Here is a 19903-nt window from a genome sequence, read left to right as displayed (position 1 = left end):
ATATTAAGGAGGATAAAAGGTAAATGATTAAAAAAACAGAAAGCAGTTCAGCGTTCGAGCGGCTTTATGAAGAAAGCATAAAGCCGGTTAAGGAGGGGGATATCATTAAGGGCAGGATAATCGCGATCACTCAGAAAGAGGCGGTTATTGACGTCGGATATAAATCCGAAGGGTTTATCCCGCTTGCTCAATTTGCCAAGGACGAGCTGGAGGTAGGCAAGGAGATCGAGGTTTTGGTGGAGGCCGTGGAGGATGATAGCGGCAAGGTTGTGCTCTCAAAGGAAAAGGCGTATAAGGCGCAGGGCTGGGATAAGATAACCCAGAAGTACAAGGAGGGCGATCTGATCGACGGCCGTCCGGTTAAAAAGGTCAAGGGAGGCTTTCTTGTTGATGTCATGGGCACAGAGGCGTTCCTGCCGGCGTCTTTATCCATGTTCAAGGGTGTGCCTGATAAAGACATTATCGGCCAGTTGTTCAAATTCAAGCTGATAAAGGTGGACAATCTGAGGAAGGGTTTGATAGTTTCCAGGCGCGAGGCGCTGCAGAGAGAAAGAGAGGATGCCAGGAATAAGCTCTGGGGGGAATTGAAGGTCGGCGAGATAAGGCAGGGATTGGTAAAGGCAATAACCGACTTCGGCGCGTTCATTGACCTGGGAGGCCTGGACGGGCTCCTGCATATAACCGATATGTCATGGTCAAAAATAGCCCATCCTTCCGAGATGCTGACAGTGGGGGATAAAATAGACGTGGCTATATTGAACGTGGACAGCCAGACGCACAGAGTATCTCTTGGGCTGAAGCAGAGGCTGCCCGACCCCTGGTCAGACGTGGAGTCCAAATTCTCGGTGGGTTCAAAAATAAAAGGCAAGGTGGTGAACATACTGCCTTACGGCGTATTTGTGGAGATCGAGAAAGGGATAGAAGGGCTGGTGCATATCTCGGAGATGTCCTGGACCAAGAAGATAACAAATCCGCAGGAGATCTTTGCCATAGGCGATATTGTGGAGGTGCAGATATTGAACGTGGATAAGGATAACCGCAGGATCTCCTTGAGCGTGCGGCAGCTGGAGGCGAACCCCTGGCTTGACGCGGAGAAAAAATATATCGTCGGCTCCAGATTATCGGGCAAGGTCAAGAGCTTCGCGGATTACGGCGCGTTTGTAGAGCTTGACGACGGTATCGAGGGGATGGTCCACGTCAACGATATGTCCTGGCTGAAAAGAGTGAATAATCCTCAGGACGTATTAAAGAAAGGCCAGAGAGTGGATGTGGTCGTGCTTCAGGTTGACGGCTCCAACCGCAGGCTGTCCCTCGGGTTAAAGCAGTTAGAGGAGAATCCCTGGGCCGGGATCGCCGAAAAATACGCCATTGATTCTTCCTGGGATTCCGAGGTAGTGAAGGTCACTGATTTCGGCGTATTCGTGAAATTGGAAGACGGCCTCGAGGGCCTGATATTTTCCAACGAGATCAGCAAGGAGGCGATGAGCGCCCTTAAGCCGGCAGATAAGATCAAGGTTAAAGTAATAAAGGTAGATATTGAGCAGGAGAAAATAGGTTTGAGCGCCAATGTTTAAACCGGTCGAAGAGCAGTTAAAGGCAATAAAGCGCGCGGCGGTTGAGATAATCTCCGAGGAAGAGCTGCTTAAGAAATTACGGCATAGTTACGACAACAAAAGGCAGCTTATCGTTAAGGCGGGATTTGACCCCACCTCTTCGGACCTGCATCTTGGGCATACCGTGTTGCTGGAGAAGCTCAGGGCATTCCAGGACCTGGGGCATAAGGCGGTATTCCTTATCGGTGATTACACGGCTATGATAGGGGACCCTTCCGGCCAGAGCCAGGCGAGAAAGATGCTTTCCGCCTCGGAGGTTGAGGTAAACCTCAAGACCTACCTGAAGCAGGCGCGCAAGATACTCAAGACGGACAGGGCGGTATTTGAGATAAAGAGGAACAGCGCGTGGCTTTCCTCTAAACGTAAGGGCAATATGCACATTGATCTTGACGGCTTCATGGCGCTTGCCTCAAGATGCACCATCTCACGGCTTATTGAGCGCGATGACTTTTCCAAGCGCCTGAAGGAGAATAAGCCCGTAAGCTTGCTGGAAACATTCTACCCCCTGATGCAGGCATATGATTCCGTGGTTTTAAAGGCGGATATTGAATTGGGCGGTATTGACCAGAAATTCAACCTGCTTATGGCCAGGGATCTACAGAGGGATTTCGGCCAGGAGCCGCAGGCGCTGATATTGATGCCGCTTCTTCTAGGCCTGGACGGAACGCAGAAGATGAGCAAGAGTTTCGCGAATTACGTGGGCATTGATGAGCCGCCGAAAGAGATCTTCGGCAAGCTCATGTCCGTTTCCGACGCGCTTATGATGAGTTACTATGAATTATTGACCGATGAAGATCTGTCTTTCGTAAAACAGATGCATCCCAGGGAGGCCAAAGAGCGGCTCGCGTTCATGGTCGTCGGTAAATATCATTCAAAAAAAGAGGCAGAGCGCAGCCGCGATGAATTCAAGCGCGTATTTTCCAACAAAGAATTGCCCGATAACATACCTGAATACAGGATCAGCGGCCAGGAGAATATTGTCAAGGTCATGACCGATTCCGGGATGGCAGGCAGCGGCAACGAGGCCAGGCGCCTTATCGCGCAGGGCGCGGTCAGCCTTGATGGGGGCAAGATCGTTGACGACAAGTTTTCCGTTGCAAGGCCGGGGATATTAAAGGCCGGCTCACGCAGGTTTTTAAAGATCGCAATACAGAGCTGAAAATCCATAAAATAAATATATATGGATAGAAGATCCATATCTAAAGTCATAATCGTGAACATAGCCGTTATTACCGCTATGTTTCTTATTTTTGAGGCAGGGCTGTATCTGTTCTGGGAAATGGGCCGTTTCCCCTGGAAGGCGAATATATTTCAGAAGAGTGATAACAAAATTTTACGGTATGAATTTAAGCCAAACACGTTCGAAGATTACAGAGACCGGGGTTATAAGATCGAGATCAACTCTGACGGCTTCAGGGATAAGGAGTACCCTCAGGAGAAGCCGCAAGGGGTGTTTCGTATAGTATTTATCGGTGATTCTGAGGCCTTTGGCCGGTTCCTGCCTTTAGAACATACTATCGCGAAACAATTAGAGGCATCTTTGAATAATAACTTTTCTCCCGCGAGGTTTGAAGTTATTAATATGGGTGTGGAAGGATATAATAGTTTTCAGGAGTTAGAGATGCTTAAAGTCAAGGGGATGAAATATAACCCCGATTTAGTAATTGTATATTATTGTTTTAACGACGCGGACGAGCCGGAGTTTTATTTTAAAAAGAATTTCCTTAATACGCATTCGCTTACGGCCAGGTATTTTCTTTACAGGTGGAAGAAATACAATATCCGCAGGCAAAGGCAGGCGAAGGGCATCCATAACGAGGTAGACCATAATCGATATCTATATTCTTCGGATGCCTTCAGCCAGGCGCGCGATACTATCCTGCGGATGGCAGATCTTACCGAAAATCACGGCATAAGGCTGGTTCTGGCAGTTGTTCCGGAGATGTGCGCTTCGGTCACGGATTTTAAAACTGGTTACCCTTTCTGGAATATAAATAAAAAGATCGGCTCAATAGAGCATCCCAATCTGGCCATAATTGATCCTGTATATTATCTGGCAGAGTTGAATCTTGAGCCGGATGATCTGGCCATAAATGAGATCGACAGGCATAAGAACCACAGGGCAAACAATATTATCGCGGATTATTTATCGGAAAAATTAGGCGAACTTAATCTTTTATCCTGAGTTTATGCGTTTGAAAAGAATACTATTTTCTGCGCTCCTGCTTAGCGTAGTTTTGCCTGGTTGTATATATATATTCCTTCCGCGGCAAACCCCGATCTTAATGTACCATAGCATCGGCTCTGAAGAAGACATGGGCACCCTTGACGTAACGACAGAGAACTTCCTGAAGCAGATGAAATTCATCGCAGAGCATAACTACAAAGTAATATCCTTAGATGAATACGCGGACGCGGCCCTGGAAGGCGAAGTCATCCCCGCGAAGTCAGTGGTCATTACCTTTGATGACGGATACGAAAATAACTACATAAACGCGTTCCCAATTCTCAAGGAACGCGGTTTTCCCGCGACTATCTTTGTGATAAGCAATTTTGTGGGGCGCGCCGGATATCTCTCCTGGGAGCAGATAGGCGAGATGATAAAGAACGGTATTTCAATCGGGGTTCATACCGCGAATAACGCCTATCTTCCGGACCTGACGGTTGAGAAGATACGCGCGGAGTTGTCTGAGTCCAAACAGGCGATTGAGCGCAATACAGGGGATACGGTGACGCTCTTATGCTATCCCACCGGTGGTTATACGCAAGACGCCATTGATATCGCCAGGGATCTGGGGTTCAAGGCGGCATGCACCACCAACCGGGGCAGGGGGGATAATATTTATGCGATAAGGCGGATAAAGATGACCAATGGCTCCGCCAATCCGATCGTGCTCCGGGCAAAGCTGTCAGGTTTTTATAATATGTTCAGGAAATACAAAGCGCCTAATTAAGCCGATATGAAGCCCACGTATATTCTGGGAATTTCGGCGTTCTATCACGACAGCGCCGCTGCCATACTGCGCGACGGAGAGATAGTTGCCGCCGCGCAGGAGGAGAGATTTACGCGCCGTAAGCACGATGCCGGTTTTCCCATTTGCGCCATAAATTATTGCTTGAAGGAGGCGGGGATTGAATCTGGCCGCCTGGACTACACGGGGTTTTATGACAAGCCGCTTATTAAATTTGAAAGAATATTAGAAACCGCCCTTTCCTACGCGCCGAGAGGCATTAAGACGTTCTATCAGGCAATGCCTTTGTGGCTTAAGCAGAAGATCTGGATACCGGAGATAATCAAGAAAGAAACAGGCTACAACGGCAAGATTTTATTTGCCGGCCACCATGAGTCCCACGCTGCGTCGGCTTTCTATCCTTCCCCTTTCAGCACGGCTGCCGTATTAACTATGGACGGAGTAGGAGAGTGGGGCACGGCCAGTATCGGCATCGGCGAAGGAGATCGGGTCAACCTGCAGTATGAGATAGATTTTCCGCATTCTTTAGGGCTGCTTTATTCCGCGTTTACATACTATACGGGGTTTAAGGTCAATTCAGGGGAGTACAAACTTATGGGGCTGGCGCCTTATGGCGAGCCGAAATACGCGGATTTGATCTTGAAGGAACTTATAGACCTGAAAGAAGACGGTTCTTTTAAGTTAAATATGGAATATTTTGGCTATTGTGATCAACTGAAGATGGTAAACAGGAGGTTTGAACGGCTTTTTGGAGGCCCGGCGCGTAAACCCGAAACAAAGATCACGCAGGCGCATATGGACCTGGCCAGGTCCATCCAGGTTGTTACCGAAGAGGTAATGCTGCGCGCGGCAAAATACGCGCTTAAAGTAACCGGTAAAAGCAAGCTTTGCCTCGCGGGCGGCGTGGCGTTAAATTGCGTGGGAAACGGCAGGATCCTCAGGGAGGCCGGGTTAGAAGATCTGTGGATACAGCCGGCAAGCGGCGACGCCGGAGGGGCGTTGGGCGTTGCCTTGTTGATCTGGCATAAGGTCCTGGGTAATAAGCGGCTTTGCGATGAGCGGCATGACAGCCAAAAGGGCTCATTTCTCGGCCCGCGTTTTAGAGATGAAGAAATAGAGGAGTTTCTTAAAGAGGAAGGCGCGCCATATCATAAGTTTAACAGCGATGAGGAACTGGCTAGGGGCGTCGCCGCTCTTTTGGCAGGCGGCAGTGTTATCGGCTGGTTTCAGCACCGTATGGAATTCGGGCCGCGCGCGTTAGGGGCAAGGAGCATAATAGGGGACGCGCGTTCCGCGGAGATGCAGTTCCGCATGAATCTCAAGATAAAATTCCGCGAGTCATTCAGGCCGTTCGCCCCGACCGTCCTCAGGGAGAAGGCGGCGGATTACTTTGAATTTGAGGGAGAAAGCCCGTATATGCTGCTTGTGGCGGATGTGAAGAGCGACAAGCTTCTGCCTATAGAGGATTCCCGGAGGGGGCCGCGGGGATTTGACAAGCTTAAGGTCAAGCGTTCGGTTATACCCGCTGTTACCCATGTGGATAATTCCGCCAGGATACAAACGATCACAAGGGAGCATAATCCGCTATATTATGATCTGATCAATGAATTTTACAAACTGACCGGATGCCCCGTGGTCATAAATACATCTTTTAATGTGAGGGGAGAGCCGATCGTCTGCACACCCAAAGACGCCTTTACCTGTTTTATGCGCACTGATATGGATTATTTAAGCATTGGCAGGTTTCTGTTGCATAAAAAAGAACAAAAGCCGGTTGAGCATGATTCACGCTGGCAGAAAGAGTTTGAGTTGGACTGATGGAAAAGCTGGATCTATCAAAGGCGGGTTTAAGAAAGTTCGCGGTAACGATGGCGGCATGCTTGCTGATCATCGGCCTGGTTATTTTCTTAAAACACAGGGAGATCAATAAAGCCCTGCTTGCGGCCTCGCTATTGTTCTTATCGGCCGGCATATTTATACCGGGATGTCTCAGGGTTATTTATATCCCCTGGATGCGCCTGGCAGAGGTATTGGGGTATGTTGTTTCGCGCCTCATACTGTCTTTGATCTTTTTGTTGGTCTTGACGCCCATAGGTATGATCTTAAAGATCGCGGGCAAGGATCTGTTAGACAAAAAATTGGGTAATTCTTCTACTTACTGGAAAAAGGTTGATCCGAAGTCAACCGATTATGAGCGGCAGTTCTAAAGGAGGGTATTATGGGTAAATTGTCGATCCTGAAAGAATTCTGGGCTTTTTTACGGGTAAGGAAGAAGTGGTGGCTGACCCCCATTATAATAATGCTTCTGCTTCTTGGTCTGTTGATATTTTTATCTTCCGGCTCAGCCGTAGCCCCGTTTATTTACACGTTGTTTTAACGCGGGGAGGCGTATGGTTAAGAAGGCGTTATTTTTTCTCTTACTGATAGCGTTATTCATCTGTGTATTCGCGGTGCTGGAGAATGACCCGCGTTCGGTAGTGGGGTCATTGATGAAAGAAGGCATTCCAGCCGCTACGGCCGTAAACTTTGAGGTAAAGCTTTTCGGATTCCTGCCTGTCGGGGATGCTATAGTGGAGAATAAGGGCATTACGGCATTCAGGGAAGAGAATGTTTATAATATCGCCCTTATCGCCAGGTCAAAAGACATATTCTCAAAGTTCTTTAAGGCGGAGCTCAAGGTAAGCTCGTATGTCAGCCCGGAGTCGCTGCTACCGGTATATTATAAAGAGTCCATAAAGATCAACGGTAACGATAAGGGCGTAAAGGAGATCTTATATAGTAATTCCAGGGGTATTATGATAGCCGACGGTGAGAGGATAGGGATACTGCCCGGCACCTTTGACCCGTTATCGGCCTTTAACTATGTAAGGCAGCTGGATTTTGATGCCGTAAAATATTTTGATCTGAACATAAACAGCAACCAGCGTAACTACATCTTTCGCGGAGAAGTTGACGAGATAATTTACAGGTTAAACAATAAAGATATAAAGGTATGGCGATTGACAGGCGATATCAGGAGGCGCGACAAAGACCCCGGCCATGCCTCGAAGGTAAAGATGTGGATCCTGGATAATAAGAACAGGACCCCGGTTTTCATAAAGATCGCTTCCGGCAGGATGTTTTACTCGGCAAGGGTATCGCATATAAAATAGGCGGGCCGCGTTATTATGGATTACGTTATATTTCTGATCGCTAATTATCTGGTCTTTCTGAATGTAAGGTTGATTATCCGTAGATTTTTCGCGGCGGAGGACGGAGAAAGCGGCCTTATCGTTTTCTTTATTCTGTATTTAGCCCAGGTCATTATCTCGCTGGAATTACTGGGGATATTGCGGATACTTTCTTTATTCAACGCCCTCATCCTGCATTCCCTGATTTTATTGACGGGCCTGGTATTCATAAGGCAGTCCTGCCCGGCAAAGATCAGTCATAAGCCCGGCATCGCTTTAAGCAAGCCGGCTGTATTTGTATTAGCGTTTATTGCCGGTTTCGCGATCGTGAAGATATTCATAAACTTGATAAACCCCCCGTTTGGCTGGGACAGTTTGAATTATCATTTTACCTTTGCCGTTGAATGGCTGAAGAACGGGAATCTTGATAATCCAATTGTAGTAAGCGACGATCCTTTTCCGGCTTATTACCCGATAAACGGCTCTTTGTTATTTCTTTGGCTTATCCTGCCTTTTAAAAGCGCGTATTTGGCGGACTTGGGCCAGCTGCCATTTTTTATCATTGCCTTTTTCGCCGTTTTCTCCATCGGCAAAAAGTTAAGATTGAATAATGAGCATTCTTTTTTTGCCTCTTCGCTTTTCGTAATCATTCCGAACTTTTTTAAACAACTACAGATCGGTTATGTAGATCTGATGCTGGCGGCGTTATTCCTGGTATCAATAAATTTTATTTTAGCCCTGAGAGAAAGATTCAACATTAAAAACGTTATTATCCTTGCCGTTTCTTTTGGAATATTCATAGGCGTCAAGACAACGGCCCTGCCTTACGGCCTTCTGGTCTTTATGGTATTTATATACCTGCTTTTTACGCAGAGGCTGATCGGATTAAGAAGCAGGCTCCTGTATATGGCTTTGTTTTTTCTGTTGATATTCATTTTTGGGTGCTTCGGCTATCTTAGAAACTTCATTTTAACCGCTAACCCTTTTTATCCATTGGAAGTCAAGATGCTGGGAACGACCCTTTTTAAGGGCGTAATAGATAAAGCGACTTTTATATCCCGCAATGAGCAGGCAGGATACTTTTTGGCCAAGCTGCTATTCCATGAGGGATTAGGCATACAATCGCTGCTCATCATCCTGCCTGCCGGGATCATGGCATTTCCGCTCTATTTATATAAAAACAGGAACAGGGATTCTGTTTTGGGCTGTTTTATGTTATTGCCTTTATTGCTTTATCTGATCTACCGGTTTATTCTGCCGATCCCAAACTCCCGTTATCTATATCCGGCGTTAGGCATGGGCATGATCGTTGGCTTCTATATTCTGGATTCCCTGCGGGTCCCCGATAGATTCATCAGGACGGCCTCTATAATAATCGTAATCGCTTCGTTGGCTGAGTGCGCGCGCCACTTAGAGCTGATCGTTTCTTTCGCGGCGGGTTTATTATTACTTATCGGCTGCGTGTTCTATTTAAGATCCGAACGATTAAAGAACATTTTATTCTCTAAGGCCAGGCCGGTTACGATCGTATTGATCTTTATTTTCTGCCTTGGATGGCTGTTCTCAGATTATAGAGAAAATGAATATGGACGTTACATTAAGAATTCGCGCTATGGGCCTGATGTTACTCAATCCTGGGCATGGCTTAATGAGAATACAAAAGGCGATAATATCGCGTATGTAGGCAAGCCCCTGCCGTTTCCTTTGTATGGGACAGGCCTTAAGAACAATGTTTATTACGTATCGGTTAATTCTGTTGACCCGATACATTTGCACGACCTGAAGAATTCTAACTACCGATGGCCAAGATGGACAGATGACGCCACGCAAATGCATAAAAGTTTCGAAGAGCCGGATAACTATCGCGGCGGGGCCGATTACGCGGCTTGGCTGCGCAATCTAAAAAAGAGGAATACAGATCTTCTGTTTATTTATTCGCTTCAACATACAAAAGATATGGTATTCCCTCTTGAAGATGGCTGGGCTGAAAATAACCCGGAAGAATTTAAATTGGTTTTTTCCAACGATACCGTAAGGGTCTACAGATTAAATATATAAAGATTGGACGATAAGACGCCTAAAGTAATACTGGTACAGCCGAAGGTAGGGGATTGGGATGATTTTCGCTCCCATCCGTCTTTGCCGCTGGCTTTGTTATCCTGCGCGAGGAGGGTTGCCAGGGAATTTGACGTCGTTTTAATAGACACCAGAGTGGATAGGGAATGGAAGAAGACCTTAAAACGCGAGATCGAGAAGGAACCGCTTTGCGTGGGGGTCACTTCCATGACCGGCAGGCAGATAGGCTATGCCCTTGAGGTTTCAAGATACGTTAAGGCGCTGTCCGATATCCCGGTTGTCTGGGGAGGCATACACTCCAGCATATTGCCTGAATCTACGCTTGAGAATAAATCCGTAGATATTGTCGCTATCGGCGAAGGAGAGGCGTCGTTCCTGGAATTAGTTAAAAGATTGGCAGCGAGATCCAGCCTGAAAGGGATAGAGGGCATCTGGTTTAAAGAGGCAGGGCGGGCCGTTAAGAATCCCGGAATAAAATTCGCGGATCTGGATGATCTGCCTGAACTGCCGTTGTCCCTGGTGGACTTGAATAAATACCTGCCCAGTTTTAAGGGCCGCAGGACATTTTATATAGAGACATCGCGGGGCTGCCCTAATCGCTGCGCCTTTTGTTACAATTACACTTATAATAACAGCACGTGGAGGGCTTTTTCCGCGGAAAGGGTCATACGCGACCTGAAATACCTGACCGGCCGTTATCATATAAACAGCTACTATGTGGTTGACGATAACTTTTTCGTTGATCTAAGGCGCAGTTTGAATATAGCACAGGGCATAATAGATGAGGGGTTGGATATTTTCTGGGAGGCGCAGGGGATAACAGTGAATTCAGCGTTGAAAATGGATGATGATTACATGGATGTGTTGTTGAAGTCAGGGTTGAAGAAGGTGCACTTTGGAGTGGAGTCGGGGTCTGAACGCGTGCTGAAACAGATAAATAAGAATTTGAAGATCAGTGATATAATAAAGGTCAATAGAGAATGGCGCAGATTTGACATTGTCATTCAATATAATTTCATGTGCGGCTTTCCCGAAGAAACATGGGAAGACATCCGTAAAACCAAGGACCTGGTATTTCAATTGATGGAGGAAAACCCCAACGCGCTCATTTCTCCGATCTGCCCTTATACGCCTTATCCCGGGACCATACTTTATCAGAAAAGCCTTGATGGCGGATTTATCCATAGAAAAAGCCTGGAGGATTGGCAAACCGCGGATTATGGAGATGATCTCTGGCAATCGCCGGAAAGGAAAAGAAACATTTCTTCCTTATTCTTTTCCTCCATGTTTTTAGACAGGCACCGCGCGAAGGACATGGTCAAGTCCAGGGTCGTCAGGTTCTTAATTGAGATCTACCGCCCATTGGCAAAATTCCGGGTGAGGCATCTTTTCTTCAGGTTTATGTTAGAAACGAAGATAAAGGGTTTTATGGAAAAACTGCTGAAATAATGAACAGAGAAAAGGTATATAAGCACGCGGACAGATTGACCGGGTTTTTCCTTTTGCTCATCCCTTTTGTGATCTCTTTTTCTTCCGCGGCGGTCACGGTAGTTTCCATATTCATGATCGTGGCCTTTTTGGTTAAAAGGATAGCGGGAAGGGATTTTTCTTTCAAGAGCATGCCTGTTAAATGGCCATTTTTACTGTTGATGGCCCTTTCGTTTGTTTCCATATTCAAGACGGTAAGCCCGCGGGCAAGCCTGCAGGGTATGTGGAAACTCGCTTATTTCGGTTCGTTGTTTACCGTGGTCTGCGAAGAGATAACCGGCAGGAAATACGCCAAAAGAATAGTTATTTCGGCTATGCTGGGGCTGCTGCTTTCGTCTTTAAACGGTATATGGCAGCTCCAATTCGGCTGGGATCTCTTCAGACAGAGGGCTTACGCGATACAGGCGGATATGGGCCTGCCCAGGATAAATTCGGCGTTTCCGCATACCAATATTTTCGCCGCTTATCTGGTTTCGGTGATCCCTCTGGCCGCCGCCATGCTCATATATAGCTGGAATAACGGCATAGTCCGGAGGTTAACTTATGCCCTGCTTATGATCGTATCTTTGTTTTGCCTTGCCTTTACCTTTGCCAGGGGGGCCGCTGTAGGGCTTATTGCCGCCCTGGTTTTGATCGGCCTGGCCAGGAGGAACAAATCAGTATTTATATTTTTAATGTGTATTTTTATTATTGGGGTGATATGCATGCCGGCAGGCATAAGGGATTGGTCCAGCAAGGCGGATTCGGTTTGGGATATATTACTGAACCCGGAAAGGATAGGCGACTATAGGAACGCCCTGAATATGATACGCCATAACCCCTTGCTGGGAGTCGGGGTCAATACCTATATCCTGCACATTGATAAATATAAGATCAGAGACGGCAGCGTATATATCGGCAATGCCGGTTACGCGCACAATATCTATCTTCATATGTGGGGGGAGATCGGGATATTCGGGCTGATCGCGTTCTTATGGCTGGCCTTCTCTTTGTTTAAATATGCCTGGAGCAGATACAGATATTTGAAAGATGATTTCTTAAAGATGGCCGCGCTGGGCATTACGGGCGGGATCCTGGCTTTTCTTATCAACGGATTTACGGAAACGGTCCTGTATTACCCTAAGGTCGCGGTGCTGTTTTGGTTTGAGGTCGGTGTCCTATTAGGCATTCTTAATCTGAAAGAAGCTCAGGGTGAATGAACAGGATCTTGATAATCAGGACAGACAGGTTTGGCGAATTCATTTTGAATCTTCCGGTGATAAGGGCGCTGAGACAGAGATACCCCTCTTCGTATATCAGCGTCATGGTCAGCCCTGTTGTCAAGGAGCTCATCGCGCTCAGCCGCGATATAGACGATATCATGCTTTACGATGAAAGATCGATGGGCGGATTATTGAGCGGGCTCAGATTATCAGGGCAGATAAGAAAGGAGAGGTTTGACGCGGCCATCATCCTGAATCCCAGAAAGATATTTAATATAGCGGTTTTCCTGGCAGGCATACCCGTAAGGGTGGGTTATGACAGGAAGTGGGGTTTTTTGTTGACCCATAAGATAAAAGATAGGAAACACCTGGGAGAAAAACACGAGGTAGAATATAATCTTGACCTTTTGGCCGCCATCGGGATAGAGCCGTCTGATAAGTCGCCGCGTATAGATACGGACAAGAATGATGAGGAGTATATAAAGTCGCTGTTGGCGGATTCCGGCATTTCCGACAGGGATATGTTGATCGCCTTGCACCCCTGGACATCAGACCCCGTAAAGCAATGGCCTGTGGAGAATTTCGCTTATCTTGCCGGGGTCCTGCCGGATATCCTGCGCTGCAGGGTGTTGGTTATCGGAGGCAAGGAGGAGGCGGAGGCAACTGAAATATTCTGCCAGGGGCCGGGACAGCCGGTAAATCTGGCAGGCAAATTGAGTTTAAGGCAACTGGCAGCCCTGTTAAAAACGTGCAAATTGCTGATATCTAACGACAGCGGGCCGGTGCATATGGCTGCCGCGGTAGGTACGCCTGTGGTGGCTGTATTCAGGAACGATATCCAGGGTAAGTCAGCCAGGAGATGGGGGCCATGGGGCGTCAAACACGCCGTGATCGAATCCGGTTCGCTTAGCAGCATCAGCCCTCAAAGCGTAATAGATGCTGCCGTGAATTTGTTATCGTCTTAATGAGATTTCTTATAATAAATCCTTTCGGTATCGGCGATGTGCTGTTTACCACGCCACTGGCCAGGGCGATAAAGAGAAGCGCCGATAATGTTTTTCTGGGTTATTGGTGCAATATCAGGGTAGAGGAGATCTTAAGGCGTAATCCTCACGTTGACAGGATATTCGCCATGTCCAGAGGCGATTTGAAAAAGCTGTCCTGGCCTGAGGGGGCGGCCGCCTTGCTGGATTTAGCCAGAGGTATCAGGAGGGAAAGGTTTGATGCCGCGGTTGATCTATCTTTGGACCATCGTTATGCCTTGCTTTGTAAATTAGCCGGGATACGTAAAAGGATAGGGTATGATTTTAAGAACAGGGGCCGCTTTCTTACGGACAAGTTCCCTCTTGCCGGATATAAGGATAAACACGTCATCGAGTATTACCTTGATTTGTTAAACAAGGCCGGGATCAGCCGGCAAGGCGAACACATGGAGTTGTTTACGGCGCCCGAGGATGAATTACGGGCGGATGATTTTTTAAGAACGCGTAATATAAAAAGCGGCGCCTTGATCATAGGGATCGCCCCCGCGGGGGGATTAAGCTGGGGGGAGAAGGCCCGCCTTAAATATTGGCCGAAGGAACACTTTGCCGGGCTTGCGGATAATTTGATCAAGAATATGGGGGCCGGCGTAATATTTCTGGGAGACAAGGGCGACGCGGGGCAGATAAGCGGTATTATGTCTTTAATGGAGAACCGGCCGGTCAATGCCGCGGGCAAGGTATCCCTCGGCTCATTGTCCGCGCTCCTTAAGAGGTGTGGATTATTGATTACCAATGACGGGGGCATTTTGCATATGGCCGTTGCCTTGGGGATAAAGACCGTTTCCCTGTTCGGCCCTACTGACGAAAGGGTATATGGCCCTTATCCTAAGTCCAGCAGGCACATAGTTATATCGCGGGAAACTGAATGCAGGCCATGCTATAATAACTTTAGGATAGATGAGTGTTTAAATGAGAATGAGTGTCTTAGGGATATAGATGTAAAAGATGTGTATGAGGCAGCGGAAAGGTTATTGTCATGAGGGTTCCGGTTTCCGTAGTGGTTCTTAGCAGGAATGAAGAGGCCCGTATAGAAGATTGCCTGAAGTCGGTCGCGGGCTGGGCCGACGAAATAATTGTAATAGATGATTTAAGCACCGATTCGACTGTGGAGATCGCTTCAAGGTATACCCATAAGGTCATAAGCAGGAAGATGGAAGTAGAGGGTACGCATAGGAATTGGGCGTATTCACAGGCAAGGAATGCCTGGGTATTGAGTTTGGACGCTGATGAGCGGGTCACGCCTGAATTAAGAGACGGGATCCAGAAGGCGCTGGAGGACAACGTCAGGTATACTGGTTTTAGCGTGCAGAGGAGAAATTATATCGGCGATTACTGGGTGAGGCATGGCGGCTGGTACCCCGGAGGGCAGCTGCGCCTGTTCATGAAAGATAAGTTCAAATATGAAGAGGTTGAGGTGCATCCGCGCGCGTTCCTTGACGGGGAGAGCGGCCACATCAGGGCCGATCTGATACATTATTCCTACAGGGATTTCGCGGATTTTGTTGACAAATTGAACTCTCAATCAGGCAGAGAGGCGTTAAAATGGTTTAAGGCCGGCAGGAGGATGACGCTTTTCCACGCGTTTTGGCGCGCCGTGGACAGGTTTTTTCGCAGCTATATCGGCAAGGGCGCGTACAAGGACGGATTTACGGGTTTTATGGTTTCTTATTTCGCTTCAATGTATCAGATCATGAGTTACGCTAAATTCTGGGAGATGAAAAGAAAGGAGAAGGAAACAAGATGAGGATATTGGTCACTGGCGGAGCAGGATTGGTGGGTTCGCATTGCGCGGAGCATTTTGCCAGGAAGGGCTATGATGTTGTCGCGTTGGATAACCTGATGCGCTCAAAGTTGTTCGGCTACGACAAGGATTCGGTGGAATTCAACTGGAACTATCTGAAACAATATAAGAATATAGAGAGGGTAAAGGGGGATGTGAGGAATGAACAGGACGTAAAGAAGGCGATAGGAAAAGGTGTTGACGCCTGTATACATACCGCGGGCCAGCCGGGAGTGCCTTCTTCGGTCAGGATGCCCCTTGAGGACTTCAGCATAAACGCCTTCGGCACGATCAATGTGCTTGAGGCCTTAAGGCAGAAGAACAAAGACGCGGCGTTTGTTTACTGTTCTACCAACAAGGTCTATGGAGAAAATATCGACAGCATACCGTTGAAGGAAGGCGGGAAAAGGTATACCTATGATGGCAGTGCCGGCATAAACGAATCCATGTGCACGGACCTGACCGGCCATACGCCTTACGGCGTGTCAAAGCTGACCGGCGACCTTTATACTCAGGAGTACGGGCATATTTACGGGATGAGGACAGGCATATTCAGGATGTCCTGTATTTACGGCGTCAGGCAGTTCGGCTTTGAGGACCAGGGATGGGTTGCCTGGTTTGTGATCGCCAATCTTTTCCGCAAGCCCATCAATATTTATGGTGACGGCAAGCAGGTCAGAGACCTGCTTTATGTCACCGATCTGGTGGACGCGTTTGACAAATTCATACATAGCAATATAAAGGGCGAGGTCTTCAACATAGGCGGAGGCCCCGCTAACACCGCGTCGCTTCTTGAATTCATGGATGAATTAAAAAAACAGACCGGTACGGGGACGGACATTAAATTCTGCGGCTGGAGGCCTTCCGACCAGAAGGTGTACATTTCGGATACAAAAAAGGTGGAGAAGGCGCTGGGCTGGAAGGCGGGGACGAGCGTGCCGCAGGGTATAGGCCGGCTCATTGAGTGGGTAAAGGAGAATGAGAAATTCTTTAGGTGATTACCCCACACTCACGTGTGGGGAATGGCAATTCCAAGAGAGGCAAAGGATACTACACGCGTAAGCGTGTAGAGGAAATATGAAAATTGTATTTTTGGACAGGGACGGCGTCATAAACAAATACCCCGGAGACGACAGCTACGTTACCTCCTGGAAGGAGTTTGTCTTTCTACCTGGGGCCATAGACGCGATAAAGAAACTGAACAAGGCGGGGTTCAAGGTATGCGTCGTGTCCAACCAGTCAGGCGTAGGCAGGGGCCTGTTCAGCCAGGACTCACTTAATGAGATAACTCAAAAGATGCTGTCAAAACTTAAAGCCGAAGGGGCTGTCGTAGATTGCGTTTCTTACTGCACGCATACTGCCGCGGATAATTGTCCCTGCAGGAAGCCCAGGACCGGCTTGATAGATAAGGCCGTGAAACTTTTAGCTGGAAAAAGTCAGAAATTGGATCTCTCCAGGTGTTTCTTTGTGGGCGATTCTATTGTTGACGTAAAGACAGGCAGATCCGCCGGGTTAAAGACGATCGTGGTATTTTCCGGCAAGGAGAAGCCGCGCAATAAAAGCGCCTGGGATGCTGCCCCGGATCACACCGCTTCCGACCTGCGGGAAGCGGTTGATATTATCCTGCGATGAAGATACTGGTTTGTTATGCCTCAAGCGGCACCGGCCACAGGAAATCGGCGGAGGCGGTACATAGTTATCTTACCCGCCATCACCCTCAGCATAGCGCCGAACTTATAGACATCCTGGCGTTCACCAACCCCGTTTTTAAAAGAATATATGACCGCGGCTACTTATATCTTATAACCCGGCTCAGGCCTGTCTGGGCGCTGTTGTATCATCTCTCTCATTTTTGCGCCAGTATCAGCAGCCCCTTCAGGTTTCTGGTCAACCGCTTAAATACCTCCGGGTTCGCGCGGTATGTTTTCCGGTCCAGGCCGGACGTGATCATCTCCACCCATTTTCTGATCAATGAGATCCTGGATTTTCTCATAAAGTATAGAGGCCTGCGCGCGCGCCTTTTTTGCGTGATCACCGATTTTGACGTGCACAGATACTGGCTGTTTGATTCTGTATATAAATTTGTGGTCGCCCTGGACAGCACCAGGGATGCTCTTATGGCGCTGGGTATAGACAGGTCCAGGATCATGGTCACAGGCATACCTGTTGCCGAAGAGTACCACCGTATTTACGATAAGGCGCTCATGAGGATGAAGCTTGGCCTGCGGAAAGACGGGTTTACTGTATTGATCGCCGGCGGCACGGTCGGCATGGGGCCGTTAGAGAGGATAGTTGAGCGGCTGCGGGGCAATGTCGATCTTATGGTTGTCTGCGGGCATAACAGGAAGATATTCCGAAAATTGAACGAAAGTAACCTTCGCGGCGTGAAGGTATTCGGATTTGTGGACAATATGTATGAATTAATGGCGGCGGCAGATGCGATAGTCACAAAGCCGGGCGGGCTGTCTGTATCGGAGAGCATAGCCATGGGCCTGCCGATGATCTTTATTTCTCCCATACCCGGACAGGAGGTAAGCAACGTCAGGGTATTAGCGCGCTATGGCGTAGGCGCGCTGGCAGATAGCGCGGAGGCGGTAAAAGAGGCGGTCCTGGATCTGAAGAATGATCCGGACAATGCTAGATCTGCCGCTGCCCGCGTGCGGCAGTTGTCCAACCCGGCAGTTTTAAGCCAGATATACGATGAAATATGCAAAAGTTGCCCTGGGGATCCCTCCTGAAGGCCCCTTTGATTATATTATACCGCGGGAACATTCTTTTCTTAAGGCAGGTTCGAGGGTCGTTGTCCCGTTTCGTAACCGCGCCCTCCTCGGTTTTGTAGTCGGCACCTGTTCTAAAACCCCCTTCAAGAAAATCAAAGAGATCGCCGGCGTATTGGACGGTTCCGCCGTTCTCAGCAGGCAATACCTGGAGCTTTGCAGGGAGCTTTCTATTTATTATTGCTCTTCCTGGGGAATGATGATCGAGACGGGCCTGCCGCGTTTTCTGGCGCGCAATAAGCCGTTTCCGGGAATAAACGGTTATCCTCCGGAAAACATCCGCGGCAGAAGCGCGTCCGTAGAACTCATATTTGATCCAGCCGGAGATAAGCGTTATTGGTATTTCAGCAGGATCAGGGATCTTATGAAGGAAGGTATGTCCGTGCTGATAGTCGTGCCGGAGGCGTCGGCATTATCAGACACAGAGGCGCGGATAAAGCAGGATCTGGGTATCGAGCCCGTGGTGATAATGAAAGAGGAATCCTTTAAGACAGGGGCGCGAAAATTAGAGCTGCTGGCCGGAGCGGAGCCGAAGGCGTTTCTTGGTATGCGTTCCGCGGTCTTCTCTCAGATCAAGAACCTGGGATTGATCATACTGGAAGACGAGTCAAACCCCGTTTACAAACAGGAGCAGGCGCCCTGTTATAACGCCAGAGAGGTCGCTCTGTTCCGGTCCAGGCTGGAAGGCGTAAGCGTGATACTGACATCGCAGATGCCTTCTTTGGAGGCGTATAATATGGCCTCGGGCGAGGCGGCTAAATTAACTGTGTTGGAACCCGGCGCCCCATTATGTGAGGTCTCCATTATTGATATGCGTAAGGAGTTTCTCAAGCATTTCCGCAAGAAGGGGGAGTACATTATTTCTCTTGAGATGGAGAGGCTGATCGGGGACGCGCTTTCTTCTTCGCGAAAGGTGATATTGTTCTCCAACAGAAGCGGTTTCGCGCAGAATATAAAGTGCCCTTCCTGCGGCTTCACATTTATCTGCGAACGCTGCAACCTGCCTCTGGTCTTTCATCTGGACAGGAACCTGTTCCTCTGCAGGCGCTGTAACTATAAGACGGAGGTCCGGAATATCTGCCCGAAATGCAACGCGGGGTATATGCATTATTTTAGTTTCGGCATTGAAAAGCTGGAAGGCGAATTGAGGAGGATATTCCCTCAAGCATCTATCGGGAGGCTTGACAGCGAGAGCCCGCGCCCGGACACTGATCGCGACATCCTTGTGGCTTCTCAGGTCGTCTTGAAGGCGCACCTGCCCCCCGTGGATCTGCTGGGAGTGGTATCGGTGGACAACCTTCTTAACCAGGCGGATTTCAGGGCGGCGGAGAAGGCGTTCGCTTTGTTGTTTAAATTAAAAAGATTATGCCGGGGCAGGATGGCCATCCAGACCATGAGCCCGCAGCATTATTGTTTTGAGGCCGTTAAGAAAGACGACTATGGGCTTTTTTATAAGAATGAATTTTCCACGAGAAAGCAGCTGAACCTGCCGCCATACAGGCATATTATCCTGGTCAACCTCAGGGGCAGGGAGCAGGATAAGGTGGAGGAGGCGTCAGGCAAGCTGTTTGACCTGTTGAAGGATAAGTTCGCTCCCTATAAACACACCAGTTTGATAGGCAGCGTCAGGAATACGCCTTTTAAGCTGCGGGGAAATTTTCGCCGGCAGATAGTCATAAACAGCAGCCGTCCGCGGTCAACATCTCCCAGGTTAAAAGAGGCCTTGAGGGATTTCCGTCCGTCGGGTATAATTGTGACTGTGGACGTGGACCCGGTGTGAGG

18 protein-coding genes are annotated in these 19903 nt (G+C 48.4%); all 18 read left to right on the top strand.

Features of this window, described 5'->3' with window-relative positions; genetic code table 11:
• Nucleotides 1-23: 23 nt before the first annotated feature.
• The 18 genes from PHR44_06645 (at nt 24) to priA (ending at nt 19901) form a co-directional block, all read left to right on the top strand.
• Nucleotides 24-1574 (top strand): 30S ribosomal protein S1, encoded by a 1551-nt coding sequence (locus PHR44_06645; protein MDD4910332.1) that lies wholly within the window; start codon nt 24-26, stop codon nt 1572-1574.
• Nucleotides 1567-2772 (top strand): tyrosine--tRNA ligase, encoded by a 1206-nt coding sequence (gene tyrS, locus PHR44_06640; GenBank protein ID MDD4910331.1) that lies wholly within the window; start codon nt 1567-1569, stop codon nt 2770-2772. Before PHR44_06645 ends, tyrS begins: the two co-directional genes overlap by 8 nt.
• Before the next feature lie 21 nt (nt 2773-2793).
• Nucleotides 2794-3798 carry a hypothetical protein gene (locus PHR44_06635; protein MDD4910330.1) on the top strand — a complete coding sequence of 335 codons (1005 nt, stop codon included), beginning with the start codon at nt 2794-2796 and terminating at the stop codon, nt 3796-3798.
• A gap of 100 nt (nt 3799-3898) precedes the next feature.
• A complete protein-coding gene (locus PHR44_06630) occupies nt 3899-4567 on the top strand; it encodes a polysaccharide deacetylase family protein (GenBank protein MDD4910329.1) in 669 nt (222 codons plus the stop codon).
• Between the two features lie 6 nt (nt 4568-4573).
• Nucleotides 4574-6403: a carbamoyltransferase gene (locus PHR44_06625; protein MDD4910328.1), complete on the top strand. Its 1830-nt coding sequence runs from the start codon at nt 4574-4576 to the stop codon at nt 6401-6403.
• The gene (locus tag PHR44_06620) at nt 6403-6792 is read left to right on the top strand and encodes an SxtJ family membrane protein (protein ID MDD4910327.1); all 390 of its coding nucleotides are present in this window, start codon (nt 6403-6405) and stop codon (nt 6790-6792) included. The genes PHR44_06625 and PHR44_06620 overlap by 1 nt, the downstream gene beginning before the upstream one ends.
• A gap of 11 nt (nt 6793-6803) precedes the next feature.
• Nucleotides 6804-6962: a DUF5989 family protein gene (locus PHR44_06615; protein ID MDD4910326.1), complete on the top strand. Its 159-nt coding sequence runs from the start codon at nt 6804-6806 to the stop codon at nt 6960-6962.
• A 13-nt stretch (nt 6963-6975) separates the two neighbouring features.
• Nucleotides 6976-7737, top strand: coding sequence for a DUF3108 domain-containing protein (locus tag PHR44_06610; protein ID MDD4910325.1), 762 nt, complete (start codon nt 6976-6978; stop codon nt 7735-7737).
• A gap of 15 nt (nt 7738-7752) precedes the next feature.
• Complete coding sequence (locus PHR44_06605; GenBank protein ID MDD4910324.1) at nt 7753-9813, top strand: hypothetical protein; 2061 nt, start codon at nt 7753-7755, stop codon at nt 9811-9813.
• A gap of 3 nt (nt 9814-9816) precedes the next feature.
• Nucleotides 9817-11280, top strand: a complete 1464-nt coding sequence (locus tag PHR44_06600; protein MDD4910323.1) for a radical SAM protein — start codon at nt 9817-9819, stop codon at nt 11278-11280.
• Nucleotides 11280-12518 (top strand): O-antigen ligase family protein, encoded by a 1239-nt coding sequence (locus PHR44_06595; protein MDD4910322.1) that lies wholly within the window; start codon nt 11280-11282, stop codon nt 12516-12518. The genes PHR44_06600 and PHR44_06595 overlap by 1 nt, the downstream gene beginning before the upstream one ends.
• Nucleotides 12515-13486: a glycosyltransferase family 9 protein gene (locus tag PHR44_06590; protein ID MDD4910321.1), complete on the top strand. Its 972-nt coding sequence runs from the start codon at nt 12515-12517 to the stop codon at nt 13484-13486. The genes PHR44_06595 and PHR44_06590 overlap by 4 nt, the downstream gene beginning before the upstream one ends.
• Nucleotides 13486-14544, top strand: a complete 1059-nt coding sequence (locus tag PHR44_06585) for a glycosyltransferase family 9 protein (GenBank protein MDD4910320.1) — start codon at nt 13486-13488, stop codon at nt 14542-14544. Before PHR44_06590 ends, PHR44_06585 begins: the two co-directional genes overlap by 1 nt.
• The gene (locus PHR44_06580) at nt 14541-15308 is read left to right on the top strand and encodes a glycosyltransferase family 2 protein (GenBank protein MDD4910319.1); all 768 of its coding nucleotides are present in this window, start codon (nt 14541-14543) and stop codon (nt 15306-15308) included. The genes PHR44_06585 and PHR44_06580 overlap by 4 nt, the downstream gene beginning before the upstream one ends.
• Nucleotides 15305-16342, top strand: a complete 1038-nt coding sequence (locus PHR44_06575) for a GDP-mannose 4,6-dehydratase (GenBank protein ID MDD4910318.1) — start codon at nt 15305-15307, stop codon at nt 16340-16342. The genes PHR44_06580 and PHR44_06575 overlap by 4 nt, the downstream gene beginning before the upstream one ends.
• A 79-nt stretch (nt 16343-16421) precedes the next feature.
• The gene (locus PHR44_06570) at nt 16422-16976 is read left to right on the top strand and encodes an HAD family hydrolase (protein ID MDD4910317.1); all 555 of its coding nucleotides are present in this window, start codon (nt 16422-16424) and stop codon (nt 16974-16976) included.
• Nucleotides 16973-18082: a glycosyltransferase gene (locus PHR44_06565; protein MDD4910316.1), complete on the top strand. Its 1110-nt coding sequence runs from the start codon at nt 16973-16975 to the stop codon at nt 18080-18082. Before PHR44_06570 ends, PHR44_06565 begins: the two co-directional genes overlap by 4 nt.
• A complete protein-coding gene (gene priA, locus PHR44_06560; protein MDD4910315.1) occupies nt 18045-19901 on the top strand; it encodes a primosomal protein N' in 1857 nt (618 codons plus the stop codon). The genes PHR44_06565 and priA overlap by 38 nt, the downstream gene beginning before the upstream one ends.
• Nucleotides 19902-19903: the final 2 nt, after the last annotated feature.

Source organism: Candidatus Omnitrophota bacterium (assembly GCA_028707125.1).
Lineage (GTDB): Bacteria > Omnitrophota > Gorgyraeia > Gygaellales > JAQTUX01 > JAQTUX01.
This window is presented reverse-complemented; position numbering and strand designations above follow the sequence as displayed.

Bases quoted from the DNA above. Each gene is read 5' to 3' on its own strand.
- PHR44_06645 (MDD4910332.1), top strand. From the start codon at position 24: ATGATTAAAAAAACAGAAAGCAGTTCAGCGTTCGAGCGGCTTTATGAA.
- tyrS (MDD4910331.1), top strand. From the start codon at position 1,567: ATGTTTAAACCGGTCGAAGAGCAGTTAAAGGCAATAAAGCGCGCGGCG.
- PHR44_06635 (MDD4910330.1), top strand. From the start codon at position 2,794: ATGGATAGAAGATCCATATCTAAAGTCATAATCGTGAACATAGCCGTT.
- PHR44_06630 (MDD4910329.1), top strand. From the start codon at position 3,899: ATGTACCATAGCATCGGCTCTGAAGAAGACATGGGCACCCTTGACGTA.
- PHR44_06625 (MDD4910328.1), top strand. From the start codon at position 4,574: ATGAAGCCCACGTATATTCTGGGAATTTCGGCGTTCTATCACGACAGC.
- PHR44_06620 (MDD4910327.1), top strand. From the start codon at position 6,403: ATGGAAAAGCTGGATCTATCAAAGGCGGGTTTAAGAAAGTTCGCGGTA.
- PHR44_06615 (MDD4910326.1), top strand. From the start codon at position 6,804: ATGGGTAAATTGTCGATCCTGAAAGAATTCTGGGCTTTTTTACGGGTA.
- PHR44_06610 (MDD4910325.1), top strand. From the start codon at position 6,976: ATGGTTAAGAAGGCGTTATTTTTTCTCTTACTGATAGCGTTATTCATC.
- PHR44_06605 (MDD4910324.1), top strand. From the start codon at position 7,753: ATGGATTACGTTATATTTCTGATCGCTAATTATCTGGTCTTTCTGAAT.
- PHR44_06595 (MDD4910322.1), top strand. From the start codon at position 11,280: ATGAACAGAGAAAAGGTATATAAGCACGCGGACAGATTGACCGGGTTT.
- PHR44_06590 (MDD4910321.1), top strand. From the start codon at position 12,515: ATGAACAGGATCTTGATAATCAGGACAGACAGGTTTGGCGAATTCATT.
- PHR44_06585 (MDD4910320.1), top strand. From the start codon at position 13,486: ATGAGATTTCTTATAATAAATCCTTTCGGTATCGGCGATGTGCTGTTT.
- PHR44_06580 (MDD4910319.1), top strand. From the start codon at position 14,541: ATGAGGGTTCCGGTTTCCGTAGTGGTTCTTAGCAGGAATGAAGAGGCC.
- PHR44_06575 (MDD4910318.1), top strand. From the start codon at position 15,305: ATGAGGATATTGGTCACTGGCGGAGCAGGATTGGTGGGTTCGCATTGC.
- PHR44_06570 (MDD4910317.1), top strand. From the start codon at position 16,422: ATGAAAATTGTATTTTTGGACAGGGACGGCGTCATAAACAAATACCCC.
- PHR44_06565 (MDD4910316.1), top strand. From the start codon at position 16,973: ATGAAGATACTGGTTTGTTATGCCTCAAGCGGCACCGGCCACAGGAAA.
- priA (MDD4910315.1), top strand. From the start codon at position 18,045: ATGAAATATGCAAAAGTTGCCCTGGGGATCCCTCCTGAAGGCCCCTTT.